This window comes from Entomohabitans teleogrylli, assembly GCF_001484765.1.
Taxonomy (GTDB): domain Bacteria; phylum Pseudomonadota; class Gammaproteobacteria; order Enterobacterales; family Enterobacteriaceae; genus Entomohabitans; species Entomohabitans teleogrylli.
The window spans coordinates 1-25,178 of the sequence record NZ_LLXO01000040.1; the positions used below are offsets into that span (position 1 = coordinate 1).

General features: G+C 56.1%; 17 protein-coding genes. 13 read left to right on the forward strand and 4 right to left on the reverse strand.

The window, feature by feature from the left end; genetic code table 11:
• Positions 1-118: 118 nt before the first annotated feature.
• The gene (gene yegD, locus AQ981_RS23300) at positions 119-1,471 is read right to left on the reverse strand and encodes a molecular chaperone (protein WP_058914156.1); all 1,353 of its coding nucleotides are present in this window, start codon (positions 1,469-1,471) and stop codon (positions 119-121) included.
• Between the two features lie 133 nt (positions 1,472-1,604).
• On the opposite strand from yegD, the gene alkA reads away from it, so the two are divergent.
• Entirely contained in the window at positions 1,605-2,456 is an 852-nt protein-coding gene (alkA, locus tag AQ981_RS23305) for a DNA-3-methyladenine glycosylase 2 (RefSeq protein WP_058914157.1), read from the forward strand.
• On the opposite strand, the gene AQ981_RS23310 is transcribed toward alkA, so the two are convergent.
• Positions 2,450-5,731 carry a diguanylate cyclase gene (locus AQ981_RS23310; protein ID WP_058914158.1) on the reverse strand — a complete coding sequence of 1,094 codons (3,282 nt, stop codon included), beginning with the start codon at positions 5,729-5,731 and terminating at the stop codon, positions 2,450-2,452. The genes alkA and AQ981_RS23310 overlap by 7 nt on opposite strands.
• The gene (locus tag AQ981_RS27790; protein WP_154675978.1) at positions 5,728-5,868 is read right to left on the reverse strand and encodes a hypothetical protein; all 141 of its coding nucleotides are present in this window, start codon (positions 5,866-5,868) and stop codon (positions 5,728-5,730) included. Before AQ981_RS27790 ends, AQ981_RS23310 begins: the two co-directional genes overlap by 4 nt.
• 301 nt (positions 5,869-6,169) lie before the next feature.
• On the opposite strand from AQ981_RS27790, the gene udk reads away from it, so the two are divergent.
• The 3 genes from udk to asmA all read left to right on the forward strand — a co-directional run bounded on the left by udk (position 6,170) and on the right by asmA (position 9,565).
• Entirely contained in the window at positions 6,170-6,811 is a 642-nt protein-coding gene (gene udk, locus AQ981_RS23315) for a uridine kinase (RefSeq protein WP_058914159.1), read from the forward strand.
• Positions 6,812-6,931: 120 nt separating this feature from the next.
• Positions 6,932-7,513 (forward strand): dCTP deaminase, encoded by a 582-nt coding sequence (gene dcd, locus AQ981_RS23320; RefSeq protein ID WP_058914160.1) that lies wholly within the window; start codon positions 6,932-6,934, stop codon positions 7,511-7,513.
• 195 nt (positions 7,514-7,708) lie between these two features.
• Entirely contained in the window at positions 7,709-9,565 is a 1,857-nt protein-coding gene (gene asmA / locus AQ981_RS23325) for an outer membrane assembly protein AsmA (protein WP_058914161.1), read from the forward strand.
• 74 nt (positions 9,566-9,639) lie between these two features.
• On the opposite strand, the gene AQ981_RS23330 is transcribed toward asmA, so the two are convergent.
• On the reverse strand, positions 9,640-11,220 hold the full coding sequence (locus AQ981_RS23330; RefSeq protein ID WP_058914162.1) for a TerC family protein: 1,581 nt from the start codon (positions 11,218-11,220) through the stop codon (positions 9,640-9,642).
• A gap of 676 nt (positions 11,221-11,896) precedes the next feature.
• On the opposite strand from AQ981_RS23330, the gene galF reads away from it, so the two are divergent.
• The 9 genes from galF to AQ981_RS23375 all read left to right on the forward strand — a co-directional run bounded on the left by galF (position 11,897) and on the right by AQ981_RS23375 (position 25,165).
• Entirely contained in the window at positions 11,897-12,790 is an 894-nt protein-coding gene (gene galF, locus AQ981_RS23335; protein WP_058914163.1) for a UTP--glucose-1-phosphate uridylyltransferase GalF, read from the forward strand.
• A 457-nt stretch (positions 12,791-13,247) separates the two neighbouring features.
• Positions 13,248-14,663 carry a mannose-1-phosphate guanylyltransferase/mannose-6-phosphate isomerase gene (locus AQ981_RS23340; RefSeq protein ID WP_058914164.1) on the forward strand — a complete coding sequence of 472 codons (1,416 nt, stop codon included), beginning with the start codon at positions 13,248-13,250 and terminating at the stop codon, positions 14,661-14,663.
• Positions 14,664-14,681: 18 nt separating this feature from the next.
• Positions 14,682-16,064 carry an O9 family phosphomannomutase RfbK gene (rfbK, locus tag AQ981_RS23345; protein ID WP_058914165.1) on the forward strand — a complete coding sequence of 461 codons (1,383 nt, stop codon included), beginning with the start codon at positions 14,682-14,684 and terminating at the stop codon, positions 16,062-16,064.
• A 5-nt stretch (positions 16,065-16,069) separates the two neighbouring features.
• Positions 16,070-16,855, forward strand: coding sequence for an ABC transporter permease (locus AQ981_RS23350; RefSeq protein WP_058914166.1), 786 nt, complete (start codon positions 16,070-16,072; stop codon positions 16,853-16,855).
• A gap of 2 nt (positions 16,856-16,857) precedes the next feature.
• Complete coding sequence (locus AQ981_RS23355) at positions 16,858-18,147, forward strand: ABC transporter ATP-binding protein (protein ID WP_058914167.1); 1,290 nt, start codon at positions 16,858-16,860, stop codon at positions 18,145-18,147.
• 19 nt (positions 18,148-18,166) lie between these two features.
• Positions 18,167-20,272: a methyltransferase domain-containing protein gene (locus AQ981_RS23360; protein WP_058914168.1), complete on the forward strand. Its 2,106-nt coding sequence runs from the start codon at positions 18,167-18,169 to the stop codon at positions 20,270-20,272.
• Between the two features lie 10 nt (positions 20,273-20,282).
• Positions 20,283-22,796: a glycosyltransferase family 4 protein gene (locus AQ981_RS23365; RefSeq protein ID WP_058914169.1), complete on the forward strand. Its 2,514-nt coding sequence runs from the start codon at positions 20,283-20,285 to the stop codon at positions 22,794-22,796.
• A gap of 104 nt (positions 22,797-22,900) precedes the next feature.
• A complete protein-coding gene (locus AQ981_RS23370; protein WP_058914170.1) occupies positions 22,901-24,046 on the forward strand; it encodes a glycosyltransferase family 4 protein in 1,146 nt (381 codons plus the stop codon).
• 6 nt (positions 24,047-24,052) lie between these two features.
• On the forward strand, positions 24,053-25,165 hold the full coding sequence (locus tag AQ981_RS23375; RefSeq protein WP_154675979.1) for a glycosyltransferase family 4 protein: 1,113 nt from the start codon (positions 24,053-24,055) through the stop codon (positions 25,163-25,165).
• Positions 25,166-25,178 lie beyond the last annotated feature (13 nt).

Sequence of the window (25,178 nt, forward strand, 5' to 3'; positions counted from 1 at the left end):
GACACCATGAACGGAAAAAGCAGCAATGCATCAGACACATTCCCGGCTGACACCATGAACGGAAAAAAGCAACGCCCCCATCAAGCCTCGCCGCCAGACCCCCTCACCGCCAGGCCCCTCACTGAAACATCACTTGCGCCCAGCGCGCCAGACCAGCGGTCACCGAACCGAAATCATCGCCGCCGGCGATAGGCGTATCCGGCAGCAACTGCGCCAGCGCCTGGCGGATCACCGGTGAACGCGCGCTGCCACCGGTCAAATAAATCACGTCCGGTTTCACTGCGCCATCCGCCAGCGCCAGACTCACCTGCTCGAGTATCCGCTGTAATGGCTGGCGCAGCGACTCGTCCAGCGCTTCGCGGGTGATAACCTGCGCCAGACCATGGTCGATAAACGGCAGCGGCGTATCCCGGACCTGCTGGCCGGAAAGGGCAATCTTACTCTCCTCCGCCGCCCGTACCAGCCGGTAGCTCAGACGCTGGCGCCAGACCTTCTGCAACCTGGCCACCTGGGCCGGGTGGCAGGCATCGCGCGCCAGCTCCGCCAACTGGCGCCCGCTGGACGCGCTGTAAAAATCACTCTGGGCAGGAACATCGTTGATGGCGACAGCGTTCCACCATGGCAGCACCGGCAGCGCGGTACCTTTCTCCGTCAGCCCGCCAAGTCCCAGCAGCGGCATCAACTGCTTAAACGCCAGCATAATATCCAGATCGTTACCGCCTACCCGACAGCCGCTGTGGCCCAGTAAACTCTGCTGACGATCGCGCCGCGCCCGCCAGCGCGGCCCCATCAATAATAAAGAACAGTCGGTGGTGCCGCCGCCGATATCCACCACCAGCACCCGCTTTTCCTCCTGCAGGGTGGCTTCGAACTCCAGCCCGGCCGCCACCGGCTCAAACTGAAAAATCACCTCGCGGAAACCGGCGCGCCGGGCCGCTCTTTCCAGAATACCCAGCGCCTGGCGATTGGATTCCTCGCCGCCCAGCCCCTGGAAGTTAATTGGCCGGCCAATAACCGTCCGGGTAATTGACGCCTGCAACTGCGCTTCGGCCTGGCGGTGGATATGGACCATCATGGCGCAGACCAGATCCTCGAACAGCGCCACCTGCTGCGGCTTTAACCCACTGGCGCCAAGAAACGATTTCGGCGATTTAACAAACCAGACCTCTTCCGGGTCGTCCATATACGCTTCCAGCGCCGCCAGACCGAAGCGTACACAGTCCGGCGTGACGCTGATATCTTCTTCGCGGTTGGCATTCAGCGCCCGGCGCAGCAGCGCCTGCGATTCCTCGCCGATAGCCTCTACCCGCTGGTGCCGCCACAGCCATTCACTGATCGCCTCGCGCACTGGCGCGCAAATCATCGAAGGCAGCAGCACCGAGTCGCCTTCCAGCGCCAACAGCCGCGGCGCGCCTGCTTCCATAACCGCCACCGAACAATTGGCGGTGCCATAGTCGAAACCAATGAACATACTTATCCCCATGCCAGTGAAGAAAGGGGGGCGACTTTAGCGAAATGTCGCGGCGGCGGCAACGGGAATATAAAAGCAAGCGCCGGAGGGGCGCGCCTGGTATGCTGAAACGACGATAAATAAAGGAATGGCGATGCTGACCTGTACTCTTAACTGGCAGGGCCCTTATGACTGGCCCTGGATACTGCAGTTTCTTTCCGCCCGCGCCGTACAGGGCGTCGAGGTGGTGAGTCACACCGGCTACCAGCGCGCGTTCGCGCTGGGCGAACATCAGGGGGTGATTGACGCCGTGCCTGACGTGGCACGCCAACAACTGCGGGTAACCCTCAGCGCCGGCCTGGCGCCGGTAGCTGATGAAGCCCTGGCAAGTTTACGCCGCTTGTTCGATCTGGACTGTGAACCTGCGCCGCTGCTGGAGACCCTCGGCAGCCTGGCTGCGGTGCGACCGGGGATTCGCCTGCCGGGCTGCGTGGATCCGTTTGAGCAAATTGTCCGGGCGATCCTCGGGCAACTGGTGAGCGTGGCGATGGCGGCGAAACTGACCGCCGGCGTGGTCCGCGAGTTCGGCCGCGTACTGGAGGACGATCCACAATGGCGTCTGTTTCCCGCGGCGCAAAGCCTGGCGCGGGCCGAGGTCGCGCAACTGCGGGCGCTGGGGATGTCGCTGCGCCGCGCGCAGGCGATTGTGCAGATTGCCCGCGCCTGTGAAGAAGGGCGCTTCCCGCTGACGGCGCCGCCGGACGTGGAGCAGGGGATGAAGCAACTGATCGCCTTCGACGGAATCGGCCGCTGGACGGCCAGCTATTTCGCGCTGCGCGGCTGGCACGCCAGAGACGTTTTTTTGCCTGATGATTATCTGATCAAACAGCGTTTCCCGGGGATGACCCCGGGACAGATTGGCCGCTATGCCCGACGCTGGCAGCCGTGGCGTTCCTATGCGCTACTGCATATCTGGAATACCGCCGACTGGCAGCCCGATCAGTGAATAGCGAAATAACTGTTGCTGAGCATCGACTCCAGCGACTGGCTATCGGCGCTGAATATAAAGTCAACGCCGATCCCCGCCAGAGTATCGACACACGGCCCTGGTTCGACGGGGCCGGCAATCGTTTTACGTTTTTGTCTGTCGGCATGACCGTGGACAATCGTCACCATAATTTCATCCATCAGGCTAATGTGGATGTTTTGCACTAACTGGCGATCGAGCATCAGATAGTCAAACGGCAGCGCCGCCAGGCGGGGCAGAATTTCCAGATCGCGGCCGATACCGGACAGAATGAACGAGCAGCCCGTTTTTTGCAGGCGGCGTAGATTTTCACGCGTTGTCTGGTCGTCGGCGCGCAGCGCGTCCTGAGCGACAATCAGATGCAACTGTGATGGCGGCAGCGGGCTTTCCAGCAAAAGTTCCGCCAGTTGCGCCATCTCCCGGACGCCGGCGAGGGTGGCGCCGGAAATCGGTAACGCGATATTGAAGCCTTTACGGGCCAGCGCCGCGCTGTGGACAGTGAAAAAGGTGCTGAACAGCTTTCTGTCCAGCGCCTTTTGCCACTCATCGCCCACTGCGCTGTGGTGTAGCGGTTCGCCAGACGGCGTTCGCCACTGCGGTAAAATCAGCCAGAAACTGATAGCGTCCGGCAAGCGCGGCGGCGTCACGCCGCTCACCATCAATTGCAGGCTGCACTCCTCAGGCAACTGGCTGCTGAGAGTTCTGGATGCTGGCTGACCAGACTGTTGCCATGCCTGGTGCGCTTCAAAAGCGACCACTTTTCCACGACCGCTGTTTTTTGCCGCATAGCAGGCGCTGTCCGCCTGGGACATCACTTCGGAGGCCAGAGTATTGTGGGCATCAATACGGGTCACTCCGGCGCTGGCGCCGACCTGATACAGCTTATCGTTCCACATCAGACGGTAATCGTTAATGTGCCGGACAATGTTTTCGACGATCTGTCTGGCGTTATCGATACTGCAGTGCGGCAGGATCAGGCCGAATTCATCGCCTCCCAGTCGGGCAAGGGTATCGCCGCCGCGCAGCTGCGCTTTCATCAGGCGCGCCAGCTCCTGCAATAGCGCATCCCCCGCCGCGTGGCCAGCGGTATCGTTCACCGCCTTAAAGCGATCGAGATCGATAAACGCCAGCGCGTGCTGCGCCTGCGGATCAATATTTTGCAGCAGTTGGCGCAGTTGGTTTTCGAAACTGAGCCGGTTCGCCAGATGGGTTAAGCCGTCATGGGTGGCGCTGTAACTCAGCTGGCGCAGCATATTGCGCGCTTCAGTGACATTCTGCATGACCAGCACATAGCCAATATTGTTTCCGTCAAGGCCGGTCAGCGGCGCGATGCTGTGGTGGATATCGTAGCGCCCGTTGATGCGGTGATGGAGCACCAGTTCCTGGTTACCGGTATGGTGAATGTTGTTGATAGCGGCGCCGCTGTCGCTACAGGTGAGCGGCAATACGGTAAGCAGCGGCAGGCCGAGCGCCTCCTGCTGCGACCAGCCGCTGAGCGCTTCGGCGACCGGATTCATAAAAGTGACCCTGTCGCCGGCGTCGATACAGATAACCGCTTCGCCGATCGCCTCCAGAGTGATGTGCAGGCGCTCTTTTTCCTGATACAGGGCATCGTGCAACTGCTTTATTTCTGTCATATCGATACTGATGCCCGGCACCCGCTCGATATTGCCCTGGCTGTCGCGCACCTGGCTGGCCTGAATACGTACGTGACGTACCGTCCCTTTGCGATAAATACGGAATTCCTGACGGATATCGCTGCCCCTGGCCAGCGCATCGTTAAGCGCCTGCTCTACCCGTGGCGCATCCTCTTCGACAATCTTACTCAGCCACAGCCGGAAGCTGGGCTGCTCGTGGGGCGCCACATCGTACAGTTCGAACATGCGTTTATCCCAGCTCAGTTGCTGATGGCGCGGATCCCACTCCCAGATACCAATACCGCCGGCCTCGTTGGCGAGAGTTATACGCTCCATCAGGCGTTTGTTGACTGCTTCACTGCGCTTGAGCTCGGTAATGTCTTCGATTTGGGCAATGTAATAGCGCGGCGTGCCGTCGTGGTTACGCACCACCGAAACGGTTAACAGCGCCCAGACAATGGCGCCGCTGCGGGTGTAATAGCGTTTCTCCAGGGAATAACTGTTGATCTCCCCCTGCGCCAGTTGGCTAAGTTGCTCCAGGTCGGCATTCAGGTCATCCGGATAGGTGATCTGCTGGAAGGTCATCTCTTTGAGTTGCTGCTGGGGGTAATCCAGCAGTGCGCACAGAGCCTGATTCACCTGCAGCCATTTCCCCTCCGTGGAGACCAGCGCCATACCGATGGCCGAATACTCCATGGCGCTGCGAAAACGCGCCTCGCTCTCGATGATGTGTTTTTGCTCCTGGCGAAAAGCGTACATCACCATGGTCATAATATTGGCCGGCAGCAGAATCATCAGGAAAGGCAGCCACGGCAGGTGGTTGATCAGCACCGGATCCGGCATTTCCAGCAGCCCGCGATGGGTGGCCATGGTCAGGGAGACCACCATGGTGGTGACCAGGAAAACGGTGAATGCCTCCAGCCGCGGCAGGCGGATTGCGCTCCACATCAGCAGCAGGATGACAAAAGTAAACGGCCACGGCATCCAGCCAAGCGCCAGCCAGCTCAGCAGCGGCGTGGCGATCAGCGTTAACAGGGTTTCGACCAGTAGTTTCTTGTCCCGGTGGCGCATCAGGTAGCGGCGATGGAGAAGGATGCCCAGAGGCACCAGCGCCAGCGCGCCGATAGCCTCCGACAATACCCAAATGAAAAAACTGCGTACCGAGGCCTCACTGTTGATCAGCACCACCACCAGAATACCGCCGCACAGGGCGGGGATCACGGCGCTGCTCAGCGCCAGGCGGCCCCAGTCGCCCAGCGATTCCAGCGGGTGTTCCCGGGGCAGTAGCCGGCGCAGTAACAGCGCGCCGATGGCGGCCTCGATCACGTTAATGGCGTTGTAGGCGATCGCCTGAGGCGTGATGGTCAGCAGCAGCGCCGTGGCGCAAAGGCTGGCGGTACAGCAAATGGCGGCGATAGCCGGCCAGTGGGCGACAGGCTGGCGCCAGAAGGCGACCATCATGATCGCCGTCGGGAACCACAGCGGCGCCAGCACGGTGCCGAAGGTGGTGAGTTCCAGAGAGTAAAGCGTGAACAGAAAACTCACTCCCCCAAGGACGGGCAGACGCGCCAGTCGCCAGTATGTTGCTGATGTAGGGGGATTCATTGTGTTATTCATGACCACCAGTCCACTGACAATATCGACAGGCCGTTACCGACCCTGTTCATGACCACGCTGTAGCCGGTGTCCTGGCGGAGCGGATTTCCCTGTGGCGGCACGTCGTTGCCGTCCTGAACGGCCATCGGCGCGCACATCTCCTGCCTTACCGGCCTGGTTCATTGCCGCTGTTTCCCGGATTTTTGAAGGGGAAGCGCGATATCGGCGAGGCAGGATAGATGTAAATTTATTATGTGTATAATGTTAACATAATTATGCGTGATGTCATGGCGGCGGATGCGTAGTTGCGCCGACGGGTCTGGCGCCTGCCGGACAGTCTGGCGCGTCGGCGCGTTTTATCTGGTATAGACTCTCCTGACCCCCTATAATTGCCGCGTTTGGCGCCCTTGCGCCGTCCTTCCTTCTTATTATTTTTACGTTAACCAGGTCGTTACTTTTATGACTGACAAGTCTCATCAATGCGTCATCGTCGGGATAGCCGGCGCATCTGCCTCAGGGAAAAGTTTAATTGCCAGTACCCTTTACCGGGAACTTCGTGAGCAGGTCGGCGACGAGCACATTGGTGTTATTCCGGAAGACAGCTACTACAAGGATCAAAGTCATCTGTCGATGGAAGAACGCATTAAAACCAATTATGACCACCCCAGCGCCATGGACCACAGCCTGCTGTTTCAGCACCTGCAAATGCTGAAAGCCGGTAAATCTATCGAGTTGCCGGTCTATAGCTATGTGGAACACACCCGCACCACTAACACGGTGCATATTGAACCGAAAAAAGTCATTATCCTGGAAGGGATTTTGCTGCTGACCGACGCCCGCCTGCGCGGGGAAATGAATTTCTCCATCTTTGTCGATACGCCGCTGGATATTTGCCTGATGCGCCGTATCCGCCGCGACGTGAATGAACGCGGTCGCTCGATGGATTCGGTGATGGCGCAGTACCAGAAAACGGTGCGGCCGATGTTTTTGCAGTTTATCGAGCCATCAAAGCAGTATGCGGACATCATTGTTCCGCGCGGCGGTAAAAATCGGATTGCTATCGATATTCTGAAGGCGAAAATAAGTCAGTTTTTTGAGTAATGCCTGATGGCAGGCAAAATGTTAGCTGTGATGGCCCCGGGGCGGATAGCCGCCCGCCATAGTCATCGCCGGTCGGCTGTGGCATGGTAGTGGCTATTGAGCGCGAAAGGAGATTCTGCGATGCGTCTTTGTGACCGTGATATTGAAGCCTGGCTTGATGATGGCCGCCTGTCGATTACCCCCCGTCCCCCGGTCGATCGCATCAATGGTGCGACGGTTGATGTGCGTCTGGGAAATAAATTCCGTACTTTCAGCGGCCATACCGCGGCGTTTATCGACCTGAGCGGGCCGAAAGCGGAAGTCAGCGCGGCGCTGGACCGGGTCATGAGCGATGAGATTGTCCTTCAGGAAGGCGATGCCTTTTATCTGCACCCGGGAGAACTGGCGCTGGCGGTGACGCTGGAATCGGTCACACTGCCCGCCGATCTGGTGGGCTGGCTGGACGGTCGCTCGTCGCTGGCGCGTCTCGGGCTGATGGTGCATGTGACGGCGCACCGCATCGATCCCGGCTGGCAAGGTTGTATCGTGCTGGAATTCTATAACTCCGGGAAGCTGCCGCTGGCGCTGCGTCCGGGAATGGTCATTGGCGCGTTGAGTTTTGAACCGCTCTCCGGCCCGGCGGCCCGCCCGTATAATCGCCGCGAGGATGCCAAGTACCGCGATCAGCAGGGTGCGGTCGCCAGCCGTATTGATAAAGACTAACCTGTTGTATATACATTATCTTTCAGGTTGTACGCCGGGCTGCCCGCTAGTGGGAGGGCTGTTGGCTGGCGGCGTTTTCGGCAGATTGATGATTGACTGTGGCCCGGCGCCTGCGCCAGGCAAGCGGGGAGTGGGGCGGTGTTACCCTGAGGCTACCCGAATGATTTTATGCATATCTGCCCCAGGGGAGAAGCCATGAAACGATTTCTGACCACGCTGATGATTTTGCTGGTGGTGCTGGTAGTTGGCCTCACGGCGCTGGTCTTGCTGGTCAATCCCAATGACTTCCGTAGCTATATGGTGCGTCAGGTTGAGCAACGCAGCGGATACCAACTGGTGCTTGACGGGCCGCTGCGCTGGCATGTCTGGCCGCGATTGAGCATCCTGTCGGGCCGTATGTCGCTGACTGCCCCCGGCGCCAGCCAGCCCGTGGTCAGCGCTGATAATATGCGTCTTGATGTGGCGCTCTGGCCGATGTTGTCCCACCAGCTTCAGGTCAATCAGGTGTTTCTCAAGGGGGCGGTGGTGCAGCTCACCCCGGCCAGCGAATCGCAGACGCCGGCGGGGGCGCCAGTTGGGCCGGCAAACAGCCCGCCAGCCGCCAGCGATGAGCGCTCAGGCTGGTCGTTTGCCATTAAAAATTTACAGATTGCCGATAGCCTGCTGGTTTTTCAGCGCGACGATGACGACCAGGTGACGCTGCGTGATATCAATCTGCAGATGGAGCAGGGCGAAAAGCACCGCGCGCATATCGATTTCAGTAGCCGCATTAATCGCAACCAGCGCGATCTGGCGCTGTCGTTCAGCGCCGATCTCGACGTCAGCCAGTTCCCGCATACCCTGGCGGCCAGTCTCGAAAACATCAATTACCAGTTGCAGGGCGCCGATCTGCCGCCGCAGGGCATCAGCGGCCAGGGGGCGATGCAGGCGCTTTGGCAGCAGAGCAATAAGCAAATCGCCTTGAGTAATATTGCCCTCACGGCGAATGACAGCGCGTTTAGCGGGTCAGTTTCGGTGATACAGGCGGGGGATAAGCCGCAGTGGCAGATCAATCTGCGCTCGCCGTCACTGAATCTGGACAATTTGCTGGTGACGGGCAACGGCCCGGAAACGGTAAATAACGCCGTGCCGCGCGCCGAACAGGGCGCCAGACAGCCGCGCCCGGTTTTTTCCGGCGATGAGAACTGGGCCAGCTATAACGATCTGCGCAGTTTTGACGCCCGGATAGCGCTGGAGGCGCAGCAGTTGCGCTGGCGTGGGCTGCCGTTCAGCGATGTGGCGGCACAGATAACCAATCAGCAGGGAATGATGACTATCGCCCGGCTGGAGGGCAAGCTGGGCGCCGGTAACCTCAGCCTGCCAGGGACTCTCGATGCCCGGAAGGGGCAGCCGAAGGTCGCGGTACAGCCGCGGATCAAGAATATCGAAATCGGCCAGGTGCTGACGGCGTTCAACTACCCGATCGCCCTGACCGGCAACCTGTCCCTTGCCGGGGATTTCACTGGCAATAGCTTTGACGCCGGCGATTTTCGCCGTCACTGGCAGGGGGAGGCCGCCGTGCGCATGGAAAATTCGCGGATGCAGGGGATGAATTTCCAGCAACTGATTCAGCAGGCGGTGGCCCGCAGCAACAGTAGCGTTCAGGCTCAGCAGAACTACGATAACGCCACCATGCTGGAGCGGTTTTCCGCTCAGGCGGAGCTGGATAACGGCACGCTGCGCCTTAAACAGATGGCGGGGGACTCGCAGATGATCTCCCTGACCGGCGACGGAACCCTCGATCTGGTTAAGGAAGACTGCGATACCCACTTCAATATTCAGGTGACTGGCGGCTGGCGCGGCGAAAGCAAAATCATCAACACCCTGAAGAATACCCAGGTGCCGCTGCGCATTTATGGCCCCTGGCAGCAACTGCGCTACAACCTGCAGGTCGATCAGATTCTGCGCCGCCAGCTACAGGATGAGGCGAAGCGGCGTCTCAGGGAGTGGGCGGAACGTAATCCGCAGAGCAGCAAAGCGCGGGATTTACAGCAATTGCTCGATAAATTGTAATCCTCCGGCGATGTGCCGGGGTATCGCGGGCGCGCTGCTGCGCAGCAAAAACGTCCGCGCTTTTGTTACGTAAATTACACTTCGTAATCCGGCATATCCGGTTCGGCCATTGGGATAATGGCGACTTTTTGTACCCGATGGTTTTCGACTTCCAGCGTTTTGATGGCGTAATCGCCGATATGGATCTCTTCGCCGGCGTGGGGGATATGCTGGAGATATTCCATCAATAGCCCGGCGATGGTGTGATATTCACGCTTATCATCCAGCGGCAGCGGGATATGCTGGACCAGGTCTTCCAGCGGCATATGCCCATTAGCCGTCCAGGAACCATCGGGGTTTTGATGGATATCGTGGCGGGCGTCGGGCTCTTCCACTTCATTCGGCAGATTGCCGGCGATGGTTTCCATCACATCGCCGAGGGTGACGATACCTTCGACCGAACCAAACTCATCCACGACAAAGGCGAAATGGGTGCGCGCGCGGCGGAATTGTTCCAGCGCGTGCAGTAACTGTAGCCCCTCAGGGAACACCAGCGGCTGGTGAACCAGCGCTCGCAGGTCTGGCGCTTCACCGCGCAACAGTTGCTGGAGCAGTTCAATGACATGCACCACCCCGAGCGGGTTATCCTCGCCGTCGGTGATCACGATGCGGGTATGGCGGTTTTTCTCCAGCAGACGGTGAATGACGTCGCTGGATTCGCTGAGATCGATGTGTTCAATGTCGTGGCGGGAGGTCATGATACTGCTGACGCTACGCTGATTGAGGTTCAGCACCCGCTCGATCATCATTCTTTCCTGGGGATTGAATACGCTGTCCGCCTGATCGACATCGGCGACCAGCATGGCGGTGCGGGTATCGAGCTCGGCTTCTTCTTTCTGGCCGCTCAGCAGGCGCATTACCGCTTCCGCGGTGCGCTGGCGCAGACTCTGGCGGGCAAATAAAAAACGCCGGCGGTTGAACATCGCTAACTGATTCAGCGCTTCAATCATGACTGAGAAACCGATGGCCGCGTACAGATAACCTTTGGGAATCGCAAAGCCAAATCCGTCCGCCACCAGGCTGAAACCGATCATCAGCAGGAAGCTCAGACAGAGGATCACGATGGTTGGGTGGCCGTTAACGAAACGCGTAATCGGTTTGCTGGCCAGCAGCATCAGGGAAATGGCGATTACCACTGCTGCCATCATCACCGCCAGATGGTCGACCATCCCTACGGCGGTAATCACCGAATCGAGCGAAAAAACCGCATCCAGAACCACGATCTGCGCCACCACTGCCCAGAATTTCGCGCCGCGTTTCTGAACCGGGCCTTCATGGTCTTTACCTTCGAGGCGTTCGTTGAGTTCGACGGTGGCCTTAAACAGCAGAAACAGGCCGCCAAATAGCATGATGAGATCCCGGGCGCTGAAACTGAAGTCGTGGATATGAAACAGCGGCGTGGTGAGTGTCACCAGCCAGGAAATGGAGGCCAGCAACAGCAGGCGCATCACCATGGCTAACAGCAGCCCGGTGACTCTCGCCCGGTCGCGCTGGCCTGGGGGAAGTTTCTCCGCCAGAATGGCGATAAATACCAGATTATCAATGCCGAGCACCAGTTCAATAACTACCAGTGTAATCAGCCCGGCCCAGATCGATGGATCGGCAATCCATTCCATATGCTGTGGGTAACCTCATTTTACATGACAACTGTCACAGTCTGATGATGGGGCGATCTGTGTGTTAATGCAACCTGGAGGTAACAGCGGGTGAGGGCGTCAGGCTAACCAGAAATAAAAAATAGTTGGCGCCTTAGGTTAATAAATATAAAAAAGCAATAGGAATGCACTGATTTTATTAGTGGTGTTATTAATATCTAAAAGGCTTATGAAGGGTAATTCTTATTGGTATGAGGAATATATCATGTCTCCCGGCAGGGATATAGCAGGAAAAATGAACAGTTGTCTGAATTATTTTACAATGTGCTTCCATTGTACGCTGAAAATTAGCCGCGAAATTCGATAATCATGCATGTTTATTCGCGGGATTGAACCCGTTTTCATTTTAATATATTGATTTTTATGGGTTTGATTGTTTTTTGTGCGGCAGGTGAAGGGGCTGATGGATATAATAGACAGGACCTGCTTTTTTGTTTCCAGACTGGGTTGCCTGCCGTTGCTGTATTGTCAGCGGCGAACTCTGTGGGGGGTAAATTGTCTGAATGGATATATTTGTCATTTGATCTCTGTCACGGCGGCGCTAGTATAGCACAGCTATAAAACTTGCTGGCTTCGGAACGTGAAAAGGCTATAATTCCTCAACCATTTATCGGTTCACAGGTGGGATAAGAAAAGAATGAGCAATATGAAAGCAGTCATCCCCGTCGCCGGCCTTGGTATGCATATGCTGCCAGCCACTAAGGCGATTCCTAAAGAAATGTTGCCGATTGTCGACAAACCGATGATTCAGTACATCGTCGATGAGGTCGTTGCTTCCGGAATCAAAGAGATAGTACTGGTTACGCATTCCTCTAAAAACGCTGTTGAAAACCATTTTGATACCTCCTACGAGCTGGAAGCGCTGCTCGAACAGCGCGTAAAACGCCAGTTGCTCGCCGAAGTACAATCCATTTGCCCCCCGGGGGTGACCATTATGAACGTGCGCCAGGGCCATGCGCTGGGGCTGGGTCACTCTATTCTGTGCGCGCGTCCGACGATTGGCGATAATCCTTTTGTTGTGGTCCTGCCTGACATTGTCCTTGATGATGCTTCCGCCGATCCGCTGCGTTATAACCTGGCGGCGATGATCGCGCGTTTCAATGAGACCGGGCGTAGTCAGGTGCTGGCGAAACGAATGTCAGGGGATCTGTCGGAATACTCGGTCATCACCACCGAAACCGCGCTGGAAAATGAAGGGCAAATCGCCCGTATCGTTGATTTTATTGAAAAACCTGATGAGCCGCAGACCCTGCCCTCCGATCTGATGGCGGTGGGGCGCTATGTACTGTCAGCAGATATCTGGCCGGAGCTGGAACACAATCAGCCTGGCGCCTGGGGCCGTTATCAGTTAACCGATGCTATTGCCGAGCTGAATAAGAAACAGCCCGTCGAGGCCATGTTGATGACCGGCGAGAGCTATGACTGCGGTAAGAAAATGGGGTATATGCAGGCATTTGTGAAGTACGGGCTGCGTAACCTGAAAGAAGGGCAGAAATTCCGCGAACGTATTGAAAAAATACTCGCCCGCTGAGCTATTAGCTCACGGAATTGCTGTATGGCGATGTTTCATACAGCAATTCCGCGGCGTCCGGTCAGTTTCCCGGCATGCCGGCCAGGAGATAGTAGTAATATAATGTTTTATGTATCAGACCACTCTTATTGTGCCCGTGGACAAATATCATTCATCAATCAAAAATTATTTCCAATTTCCAGAGTCATAGAAATTTTTAATATAAATCCCTGCCACAGGTATGTGCCAACCGCCTCCGGTAAACAAGGACATTGTCGTACCAAATAAGGGGTAGGCGATTTTTTTTCAGGAATAAAGAGGCTGCAAAATTGACATTGTCAATATATGCGCGCGGTGGTAGCGATAGCCAGGGGCGGTAGCATTCCTGAAAGCGCTGGCGTGTGTATTGAGTTAAGAGTGATAAATCATCAGATAACGATATTTTTGTCTGATAACTGATTGAATTAAGGAATCTAAAATGTTACTCCCCGTGATTATGGCTGGTGGTACCGGTAGCCGACTGTGGCCGATGTCTCGCGAGCTCTACCCGAAACAGTTTCTGCGCCTGTATGGCCAGCAGTCCATGCTGCAGGAAACGATCCTCCGCCTGGAGGGAGTTGACGTTGCGGAACCGATGGTGATTTGTAACGAAGAGCACCGTTTCCTGGTGGCGGAGCAGTTACGGCAGATCAACAAATTATCCCATAATATCATCCTCGAACCGGTTGGGCGCAACACCGCGCCGGCTATTGCGCTGGCGGCGCTGAATGCGGTGGAAAACGGCGATGATCCACTGCTGCTGGTGCTGGCGGCGGACCATATCATTAATAACAAAGCGGTCTTCCACAAAGCGATTCGCATTGCCGAGCGCTATGCCAGAGAGGATCGGCTGGTGACTTTCGGGATTGTGCCGGACAGCCCGGAGACCGGTTACGGGTATATTCAGCGCGGTGAAAAACTCGGCAAAGAAAGCGATGCGCCGTTCTGCGTGGCGCGTTTTGTCGAAAAGCCCGACCTCGCTACGGCGCAGCACTATGTTGAATCCGGCAGTTATTACTGGAACAGCGGAATGTTTATGTTCCGGGCGCGTAAATATCTCGAAGAGCTTGAGAAGTTCCGCCCGGATATTCTGCAGGCCTGCCAGTCGGCGGTGAGCGCGGCAAATAAAGACAGCGAATTTATCACTATTGACCGGGATCTGTTCTGCGCATGTCCGGATGAATCCATTGATTATGCGGTGATGGAAAATACCGCCGATGCAGTTGTCGTTGGGCTGGATGCGGAGTGGAGCGACGTAGGCTCCTGGTCGGCGCTTTGGGAAGTCAGTGATAAAGATGCCGGCGGCAATGTCCTGAGCGGAGACACGTTCCTGCACGACGCGCACAACTGCTACGTCAACACCGATGAGAAACTGGTGGCCGCGATCGGTGTTGAGAACCTGGTGATCATCAATACCAAAGACGCCGTGCTGGTGGTGGATAAGAGCCGGGTGCAGGACGTGAAGAAAGTGGTTGAGCACCTCAAACAGAATAACCGCAGCGAATACCGCCGCCACCGTGAAATTTATCGCCCGTGGGGGCGCTGCGATGTGGTGGTGCAGAGCGAACGCTTTAACGTTAACCGCATTACCGTGAAGCCCGGCGGCGCTTTCTCCATGCAGATGCACTATCACCGCATTGAGCACTGGGTGATTCTCTCCGGCACCGGCCAGGTGACGCGCGGGGACGAAACCTTTCTGCTTACGGAAAACCAGTCGACGCTGCTGCCAATTGGCGTTCCTCATCGCCTGGAAAATCCGGGCAAAATTCCTCTGGAAATTCTTGAAATCCAGTCCGGCTCCTACCTGGGAGAGGACGATATTATTCGTATAAAAGATCAATACGGTCGTTGTTAAGTTGTTCAGGAATCAGTAATGTCTCAGTTAACCTGTTTTAAAGCTTATGATATCCGCGGTGAGTTGGGCGAAGCCCTGAATGAGGATATCGCTTATCGCATTGGCCGCGCTTACGGGGAGTTCCTTAAGCCGAAGCGCGTTGTGGTAGGCGGCGATGTCCGCCTGACCAGCGAAGCCCTGAAAATGGCGCTGGCGAAAGGACTGCAGGATGCAGGGACCGATGTGCTGGATATCGGCTTAAGCGGTACCGAGGAGATCTACTTCGCGACTTTCCACCTCGGGCTGGACGGCGGCATTGAAGTGACCGCCAGTCATAACCCCATGAACTATAACGGTATGAAACTGGTGCGCGAAGGCGCCAGACCGATCAGCGGCGACACCGGTCTGCGCGATATTCAGCGCCTGGCGGAAGAGAACCGCTTCCCGCCGGTAGAGGCAGCCCGGCGCGGCCAGTATCAGCAAATATCGGTACTCGACGCTTATGTCGATCATCTGATGGGCTATATCAATCTGGCGAACTTCACCCGTCCCCTGAAACTGGTGGTTAATTCCGGCAACGGCGCCGCCGGGCACGTCATTGATGAAATCGAAAAACGCTTTATCGCCGCCGGCGCTCCGCTGAGCTTCGTGAAAGTCCATCATCAACCGGACGGGAATTTCCCGAACGGTATCCCCAACCCGCTACTACCGGAATGCCGTCAGGATACCGCCGATGCGGTGCGCGCCAGCGGCGCGGATCTCGGCATCGCCTTTGACGGCGATTTTGACCGCTGCTTCCTGTTCGACGGCGACGCCCAGTTTATCGAAGGTTATTATATTGTTGGCCTGCTGGCGGAAGCCTTCCTGCAAAAACACCCTGGGGCAAAAATCATTCACGACCCGCGCCTGACGTGGAATACAATTGACATCGTGAATAACGCTGGCGGGGTTCCGGTGATGTCGAAAACCGGCCATGCGTTTATTAAAGAGCGGATGCGTCATGAAGACGCTATCTACGGCGGGGAGATGAGCGCGCACCACTATTTCCGTGATTTCGCTTATTGCGACAGCGGAATGATTCCGTGGCTGCTGGTGGCTGAGCTGTTGTGCATCAAGAATACTTCGCTGAAAACCCTGGTGGCCGATCGCCAGGCGGCATTCCCGGCTTCCGGGGAGATCAACAGCAAGCTGGAAAACGCCGCCCAGGCCATTGCGCGTATTCGGGCGATTTATGAAGCGCAGGCGCAGCGGGTGGATACCACCGACGGAATTAGCCTGGAGTACCCCGAGTGGCGCTTCAACCTGCGCAGTTCCAATACGGAGCCAGTGGTGCGTCTGAACGTAGAGTCAAGAAACGATCCGGCGCTGATGGAACAAAAAACCGCTGAGATCCTCAATCTGATGAGAGAGAAGTCGCTTTGAGTCCGATGTTTGCAGCGATACATCGCTATCGCGGTTTTATTATTGACAGTGTGAAGCGGGATTTTCAGTCCCGCTACCAGACCAGCTTTCTCGGCGCGGCATGGCTGGTTCTGCAGCCGGTCGCCATGATAGCGGTATATACGCTGATCTTTTCTGAGCTGATGCGCGCTAAACTGGCCGGAATGGACGGGCCGTTCGCCTACAGTATCTACCTGTGTTCCGGGGTACTGACCTGGGGGCTGTTCACCGAAACGCTCAACAGTCTGGTCAATGTCTTTCTGTCGAATGCCAATATCCTCAAAAAGCTCAGCTTTCCTCGCATTTGCTTACCGATCATTGTTTCCGCCTCGGCGTTTATTAACTTTCTGATTATCTTCAGCCTGTTTGTCCTGTTTCTGGTGGTCACCGGTAATTTCCCCGGATGGGTGTTTTTTGAAATGATTCCGGTGCTGCTGGTGCAGATGGTCTTTACTATCGGGCTGGGGATTATTCTCGGGGTCATGAATGTCTTTGTGCGTGATGTCGGGCAGTTTGTCTCTATTCTGCTGCAATTCTGGTTCTGGTTTACCCCGATAGTCTACGTCAGCAAAACCCTGCCGGAATGGGCGGTGGATTTACTGCGTTTCAACCCGATGGCGACGATTATCGGCGCTTATCAGAATATCATGCTGTATCGCACCAGCCCGGACTGGGCGGCCCTGGCGCCGATAGCGGCCATTTCCGTGGTACTGTTTTTCCTTGCCTGGCGCCTGTTCAGGAAACATTCCGCTGATATTGTTGACGAGATTTAATAATGAGTATTCAGGTCCGTAATGTCGGCAAAGCCTATAAGTATTACACCTCTAAATGGAAGCGCGTTTTTGAAAAGCTCAGCCCTGGCGACAGGGTCCATCACACTAAAAAGTGGGTGCTGCGCGATATTTCATTCACCATCGAACCGGGCGAGGCTGTAGGCATTGTTGGGGTTAACGGCGCGGGGAAAAGTACCCTGCTGAAACTGTTGACCGGCACCACGCAGGCCACGGAAGGGGAGATCGCGATCAGCGGGCGGGTTGCCGCGCTGCTGGAGCTCGGTATGGGTTTCCATCCGGATTTCACCGGTCGTCAGAACGTGTTTATGTCCGGGCTGATGATGGGGCTGAACCGGGATGAGATCAGCGCGCTGATGCCGGAAATCGAGGCGTTTGCCGATATTGGCGACTATATCGACCAGCCGGTGCGCATTTATTCCAGCGGGATGCAGATGCGCCTGGCGTTTGCCGTGGCGACGGCATCGCGGCCGGATATCCTGATTGTCGATGAAGCGTTATCGGTCGGCGATTCGCGTTTTCAGGCGAAATGCTATGCGCGTATTGCCGATTTCAAAAAGCAGGGCACCACGCTGCTGCTGGTTTCCCACAGCGCCGGGGATATTGTTAAGCACTGCGATCGGGCCATTTTCCTCAAAAATGGCCGTATCAGCATGGACGGCTCTTCCCGGGATGTGACCAATCGTTATCTCGACGAGCTGTTCGGCAAACCGCAGCAGGCTGCCGCTGAGCCGTCACAGCCGGCGTCTGAGTCAGCGGGAAGTGGCTTATCGCTCACTGACGCCGGGGACGTTTATCATACCCGCCATGGCTATCGGCCCGAAGAGTACCGCTGGGGGCAGGGCGGGGCGCGGATTATCGATTACAATATTCGCGCCGCCGGGGCCGATTATCCGACCACGATTCAAAGCAGCCAGCAGACTGATTTTTTCATCAAGGTGGCGTTTGATACTGATTTCGACAGCGTGGTGCCGGGGATCCTGATTAAAACCCTCGACGGGATTTTCCTGTATGGCACTAACTCGTTTCTGGCCTCCGAAGGGCGCGAGAATTTCTCCGTTCAGCGCGGTGAGGTAAAAGTCTTTAAGTTCAGTTTTCCGCTCAATCTTAATAGCGGCGATTATTTACTTTCTTTTGGTATTTCCGCAGGTAACCCACAAAGCGACATGACGCCGCTCGACCGGCGCTATGATTCGATTATTCTGCATGTCAGTAAGAACATGGAGTTCTGGGGAATTATCGATCTGAAATCCACTTTTGAAAGCTGCAACTGATATCGGAATAAGACAGTTAATGAATACGCATATACAACAGCGAGTTTCCGCATTACCTGAAGTATACCAGACGATTTACGGCCATCCGGAATGGGATGGCGAAGCTTCCCGGGACTGCAATGTGCGCCTGGAGATAATCAGCCGCCAGTATGACGCGCTGGCGCAGGCCCTTGGCCGTCCGCTGCGAGTGCTGGATCTGGGCTGCGCTCAGGGATTTTTCAGCCTTAGCCTCGCGGCGAAGGGCGCCACGGTAGCCGGCGTCGATTTCCAGCCGGAGAATATCGATCTCTGCCAGGCGCTGGCGCAAGAAAACCCGGCGCTGGATGTGTCGTTCAGCGTCGGGCGTATCGAAGAGGTGATTCAGGCTCTGGAACCCGGTCAGTACGATATGGCGATTGGTCTGAGCGTATTCCACCATATTGTTCATCTGCACGGCGTGGCGCAGGTTCAGGAGTGGCTGGAGCGGCTGGCGAACTGCACGCAGGCGCTGATCCTCGAACTGGCGCTGCAGGAAGAGCCGCTCTACTGGGGGTCGTCCCAGCCGGCGGATCCGCGCGAGTTGATTGAACGCTGCGCGTTTTACAAACTGATTGGTCAGTTTGATACCCACCTGTCCGACATCGGGCGGCCGATGTTTGTCATTAGTAACCGGCGCGTGATACTGGATGGTTTTAACCGCAGTTTTAACGACTGGCGGTTGCGTCCCTATCCGGAAGCCGGCTTTGCGCACAAAGAGAGTCGCCGCTACTACTTCGGCGATGATTTTGTCTGCAAACTGTTTCACTTTACTACCACTAGCGGTCTGTTAACCGGCAAAGAGAGCCAGCGTAACCGCAGCGAGCTTGATAATGAGGTGGCGTTTTTAGCCCGGCCGCCAGAGGGATTAGAGACCCCGGCGCTATTGCAGCACGGCTGTGAAGGCGATGAAGGCTGGCTGGTGATGGAACGCCTGCCCGGTTCGTTGCTCAGCGAGCTGCTGGCGAAGGGCGCCGCCGTCGATCGCGAAGCGGTGCTGGGCTCAGTGCTGCGCCAGCTGGCGGTACTCGAGGAGCACGACCTGTACCACGACGATGTGCGAACCTGGAATATCCTGGTGGATAGGCAACACAGCTATCTGATCGATTACGGCTCTATCTCCGGCGGGAAAAGCGACTGTACCTGGCCGTACGATCTGATCCAGTCATTCTTTATTCTGGTTAATGAAATATGCAGCCCCGAGCGGCGGACGAATGCTTTCTGGCGTAGTTCGCCTCTTAGTCCGTTCTCGCTGCCGGAGCCGTGGAACCGCTGGCTGTATGCGGTATGGCAGTTGCCGGCGGAGCAGTGGAATTTTCGCACCCTTGAGCAGTTGTTTAACAACAAATCTTCACTGCCGGCGCCGCAGGAAAATCTGTCCGCCGTCGAACGCTGGATTGCCGCTCAGGAGCCGATGATGCTGGAAAGCCAGCAGCGTCAGATTGCGCTCGAGGGGCGTCTGCATCAGCTGGAAGATCAGGTCAGCGAGATGAATTCCGCCCCTGAGGAGCCCGAGGTGGCGGAACAGCCCTGGCTGGACGATATCGGGCAGCTTAACCAGCAACAGGCCGCGCTGGCGCAACAACTGGAGGCGCTGAATGAACTGGTGCAGCGCCAGGTCGCGGCGGCGGAACCTGTGCCGCTGCCCCCGGATGTCGCGGCGCTCAGCGCGCGGTTGGATGACGCGGAGCGTCAGGTTCATCATCTGGCCAATGAAAACGCCCTGTTGCGCGCGGAGATTGACAAGATACACCGTAGCCGCTCGTGGCGTTTAACGCGCCCTTATCGCTATCTGGGGAATCAGGTTTATTTGCTGCGTCAGTACGGCTTTGTCCAGCGCTGTAAACATCTGGCGGCGCGAGTTCTGCGCGCCAGCTTCTCGTTTCTGCGCCAGCATCCGGCGATGAAAGATAAAGCGGTTAATCTGGCGCATAAAGTTGGTTTGTATCAGCCGGCCTACCGCATTTATCGTCGCCTGAATCCGCTTCAGCACAGCCAGATGCAGGCTGACGCGCAGATCCTTTCGCAAACGGAAATGCAGATTGTCCATCCTGAATTGTTACCCCCTCAGGTGAATGCTATCTACCTGAAGCTAAAAAAGAATAAATAAGGAGAGCACCTTGCATATTCTGATTGACGTGCAGGGCTACCAGTCCGAAAGTAAATTTCGCGGCATTGGGCGCAGCACCCTGGCAATGAGTCGGGCGATTATTAAAAATGCCGGCGAGCATCGCATTAGTATTCTGATCAATGGCATGTACGATCTGGATAATATCAACGACGTCAAACGGGCGTACCAGGATATTCTTCCGCCGCAGGAGATGTTCGTTTTTTCCGCCGTCGCGCCGGTTGCCCGGCGATACTCTGACAATCTTGCCCGTAATAACGCCGCGTATCTGGCGCGCGATGTGGCGATCGCCAATATTCAGCCGGACATTGTTTATGTGATCAGCTTTTTTGAAGGCTACGATGATAACTATGTTGTCTCAGTGCCGGTGGAGCCGGTGCCGTGGAAAACGGTATGCGTCTGTCACGATCTGATCCCGTTACTCAATAAAGAGCGCTATCTGGGCGATCCCGCTTTTCGCGAATTCTATATGAGCAGGCTGGCGAATTTTGAAAATGCCGATGCTGTTTTTGCGATCTCGCAATCGGCGGCCCAGGAAGTCATTGAATATACCCAGGTGCCGGCCAGCCGGATCACCAATATCTCATCGGCGGTGGGCGATGAGTTTGCGGTGTATGACTACAGCGATGAGCGAATCCGCCAGTTGCGCGATAAGTACCATTTACCGCAGGCGTTCATTTTAACGCTGGCGATGATTGAGCCGCGGAAAAATGTCGAGGCGTTAATCCACGCTTACAGTCTGCTGCCGCGCGAATTACAGCAGCGCTATCCGCTGGTGCTGGCCTATAAAGTTCAGCCGAATGACCTGGAGCGGATCTTAGCGCTGGCGGAAAGCTATGGTCTCGATCGTAGCCAGTTGATTTTTACCGGGTTCCTCAGCGATGACGATCTGATCGCGCTGTACAATCTGTGCAAACTGTTCGTGTTCCCTTCGCTGCACGAAGGGTTTGGCCTGCCGCCGCTGGAGGCCATGAAGTGCGGCGCCGCGACGTTGGGCGCCAACGCCACCAGCCTCCCGGAAGTGATTGGCTGGGATGAGGCGATGTTTGATCCGCGTGATGTCGCCGATATTCGTCGGGTGATGGAACGCGCGCTGACCGACGACGACTTCTATGCGCAACTGAAAGCGCACGCTGTGCGTCAGGCGGCGACCTTTTCCTGGGACAATACCGCCCGTAGCGCGCTGGAAGAATTTCAGCGCCTGCACGAGGGATCCGTGACGGGTTCTGGCTTTGATGCCGCAGCGTTTACCGAACGCCAGATACAAAAAATGCACGCGCAGGCCGATCTGACCGAGGTCGATCGTCTGGGGCTGGCGTGGGCGGTTGCCCGCAACAGCTTTGCCAGCCACACCCGTAAGCTGCTGGTGGATATTTCCGTGCTGGTGGAGCATGACGCCCGTACCGGTATCCAGCGCGTTTCGCGCAGTATCCTCAATGAACTGCTGAAGTCCGGGGTTCCCGGGTACCAGGTCAGCGCGGTGTACTATACCCCAGGCCAGTGCTATCGCTATGCGAATCGCTACCTGTCGGCTAACTTTGCCGGTGAGTTTGGGGCGGAGGATGAGCCGGTGCTGTTCACTAAAGATGACATTCTGATTGCCACCGATCTGACCGCGCATCTGTTCCCGGACATTGTTCCACAGCTCGATCAACTGCGCAGCGCGGGCGCGTCCGCCTGTTTTGTGGTGCACGATATTTTACCGCTGCGCTATCCACAGTGGAGTATTGAGGCGATTCAGAAAGCCTTCCCGGTGTGGCTTTCCTGTCTTGCAGGTCATACCGACCGGCTGATCTGCGTTTCCGCCAGCGTGGCGGACGATGTACGGCGCTGGCTGCAGGAGAACCAGAACTGGGTTAAAGCTAATCCGCAGTTGAAGATCAGCAACTTCCACCTCGGCGCCGATCTGTCGTCGAGCGTGCCGACCCGCGGGTTGCCCGACAATGCGCCGGAGATTCTGGCGAAAATGGCCGCATCGCCATCGTTTATCATGGTCGGCACCATGGAGCCGCGCAAAGGCCATGCCCAGACCCTGGCGGCGTTCGAGCAACTGTGGAGCGAGGGGTATGATTACCGGCTGTTTATCGTCGGTAAGCAGGGCTGGAATGTGGATGGATTATGCGACACGCTGCGCCGCCATCCGCAACTGAATAAGCGTCTGTTCTGGTTGCATGATATCAGCGACGAGTTCCTGGAAAAGCTCTACAGCCAGGCGAAAGCGCTGATTTTCGCCTCTCGCGGCGAAGGGTTTGGGTTACCGCTGATCGAGGCCGCCCAGAAAGGGCTGCCGGTGATTGTGCGCGATATCCCGGTGTTCCGGGAGATTGCCGGGGAACACGCCTTTTATTTCAACGGCGAAACGCCGCAGGATATCGAACAGGCGATTATCGACTGGCTGAAACTGTATGAAAAAGGTGAACAGCCGGACTCGAAAAATATTCCCTGGCTGACCTGGAAAGAGAGCGCGCAATTTTTACTGCGCAATCTGCCAATTATTAAATCATAAGTATTAATATAAAAATCAATCTCATAGCGGGTGCTAAGCCCGCTATGGTTATATTTTGCCGTCAGGTAAATTTCATTGCCGCAATGGCGTTTCAATAGGTCTCTATGAAAGTTATTTTCGCAACCGAGCCGATTAAATATCCGCTGACCGGAATAGGGCGTTATTCTCTGGAGCTGGTGCGCCGCCTGTCGGTAGCGCCGGAAATCGACGATTTACGCCTGTTTCATGGCCGGCGTTTTATCAATGCGATTCCCAATGTCGAATATCAGAAAAACAATAAAACCACCCGCCATCGGGGGCTATCGGCCCTGTTGCGTAAGCAGTCGTTACTGATCGAAGGCTACCGCTTTCTTTATCCGCGTCTGCAACAGCGGGCGCTGAGAAACTATGCGGATTATATTTACCATGGGCCGAATTTTTATCTGCCCCACCATATTCCGCGCGCCGTCGCCACGTTCCACGATATTTCCATTTTTGACTGCCCGGAATATCATCCCGCCGATCGGGTGCGCTATATGGAAAAGGCGCTGGTCAGTAGCCTCAACAGCGCCAGCCTGATCCTGACGGTTTCTGATTATTCGCGCCAGGCGCTGATACGGCTGTTTAATTATCCTGCGCCGCGTATCGTTACCACTAAACTGGCCTGTAGTGAGGTCTATATCCCCCGGGACGCGCAGGCCTGCGCTGAGTTTTTGCAGCGCTACGATCTGCGCTATAACCAGTATGCGCTGTTTATCGGCACCCTGGAGCCGCGCAAAAATATTAACGGTATTTTACAGGCCTATCAGCGTTTGCCGCAGGAAGTGCGGATGCGCTATCCGCTGATCCTGTGCGGTTATAAAGGGTGGGACGACGAGCAACTGTACCGGCTGATTGACCAGGGAACCCGCGAAGGCTGGGTGAAATATCTCGGCTATGTGGCGGATAGCGAATTACCGCTGCTCTATGCCGCAGCGCGCGCGTTTATTTATCCTTCGTTTTATGAGGGATTTGGTTTACCGGTGCTGGAGGCCATGTCCTGCGGAGTACCGGTTATCTGCTCAAACACCACCTCGCTGCCGGAAGTGGTCGGTGAGGCGGGATTAATGAGCGATCCCCACGATATTGAGGCATTAACCAACCATATATTAATGGGCCTTCAGGATGCTGGCTGGCGGGAAAAGGCAATCCCTGAAGGACTGGCCCGGGCGAAAATGTTCTCCTGGGAAAACTGCGCAATGCAGACGATCAATGCTTACAAATTGTTGTAAGGGGCCATGTTGAGAGTTTTACACGTTTATAAAACCTACTACCCGGAAACCTACGGGGGAATTGAGCAGGTTATTTACCAGCTCTGTGAAGGCGGCGCCCAGCAAAATATTTCATCTGATGTGTTTACGTTTAGCCCGCAAAGAGATGAAGGCCCGGTCGCGTGGGATAATCACCGCGTTATATACAATAAAAGTGCCTGCGAAATCGCTTCCACGCCTTTCTCGCTGGCGGCGATCCGGCGCTTTAATAAAATTAAAGATGATTACGACATTATCAATTATCACTTTCCCTTTCCGTTCATGGATCTTCTGCACCTGACTGGCAGGCCGCGGGGGAAAACGGTGGTGACATATCATTCGGATATTGTTAAGCAAAAAAATCTGCTGCAGTTGTATAACCCGTTAAAAACGTGGTTCCTGAATAATGTCGACAGCATTGTGGCGTCGTCGCCGAATTATGCCTCATCGAGCCCGGTGCTGGCGCGCTATAAAGACAAAGTGTCGGTTATTCCTTTCGGGCTGTCATGCAGCAATATGGATAACGATCGCCAGCGCGAAGCGCGCTGGGCTGAGCGGGTGGGGAATAAGTTCTTTCTGTTTGTCGGCGCGTTTCGCTACTACAAAGGCCTGCCGGTGTTACTCAGGGCGGCGCAGATAACCGGTCTGCCGGTGGTGATTGTCGGCGGCGGCCCGCTGGAAGAGAACCTACGCGCCAGCGTCGCCCGGGCCGGACTGAATAATATTACCTTCACCGGTGTGCTGGGCGATGAAGATAAAAATGCTCTGTACCGTCTCTGCTATGGGGTAGTTTTTCCTTCCCACCTGCGCTCGGAAGCGTTTGGCATTACGCTGCTGGAGGGGGCGAAGTTTGGTAAGCCGCTGATCTCCTGCGAGCTGGGTACCGGAACCTCGTATATCAATCTTGATAACCAGACCGGCTATGTGATCCCGGCCACCGATCCTCAGGCGCTGGCCAAAGCGATGCAGCGCCTGTGGGACGATGAAGCACAGGCGGCGCAGTTCGGCAAAAACGCCCGTTTGCGGTTTGAAGAGATGTTCCGCCTTGAACAAATGGTGGCGTCTTATATCGGGCTATACCGCCGGTTACTGGAACAATAAACACAACCTGTCA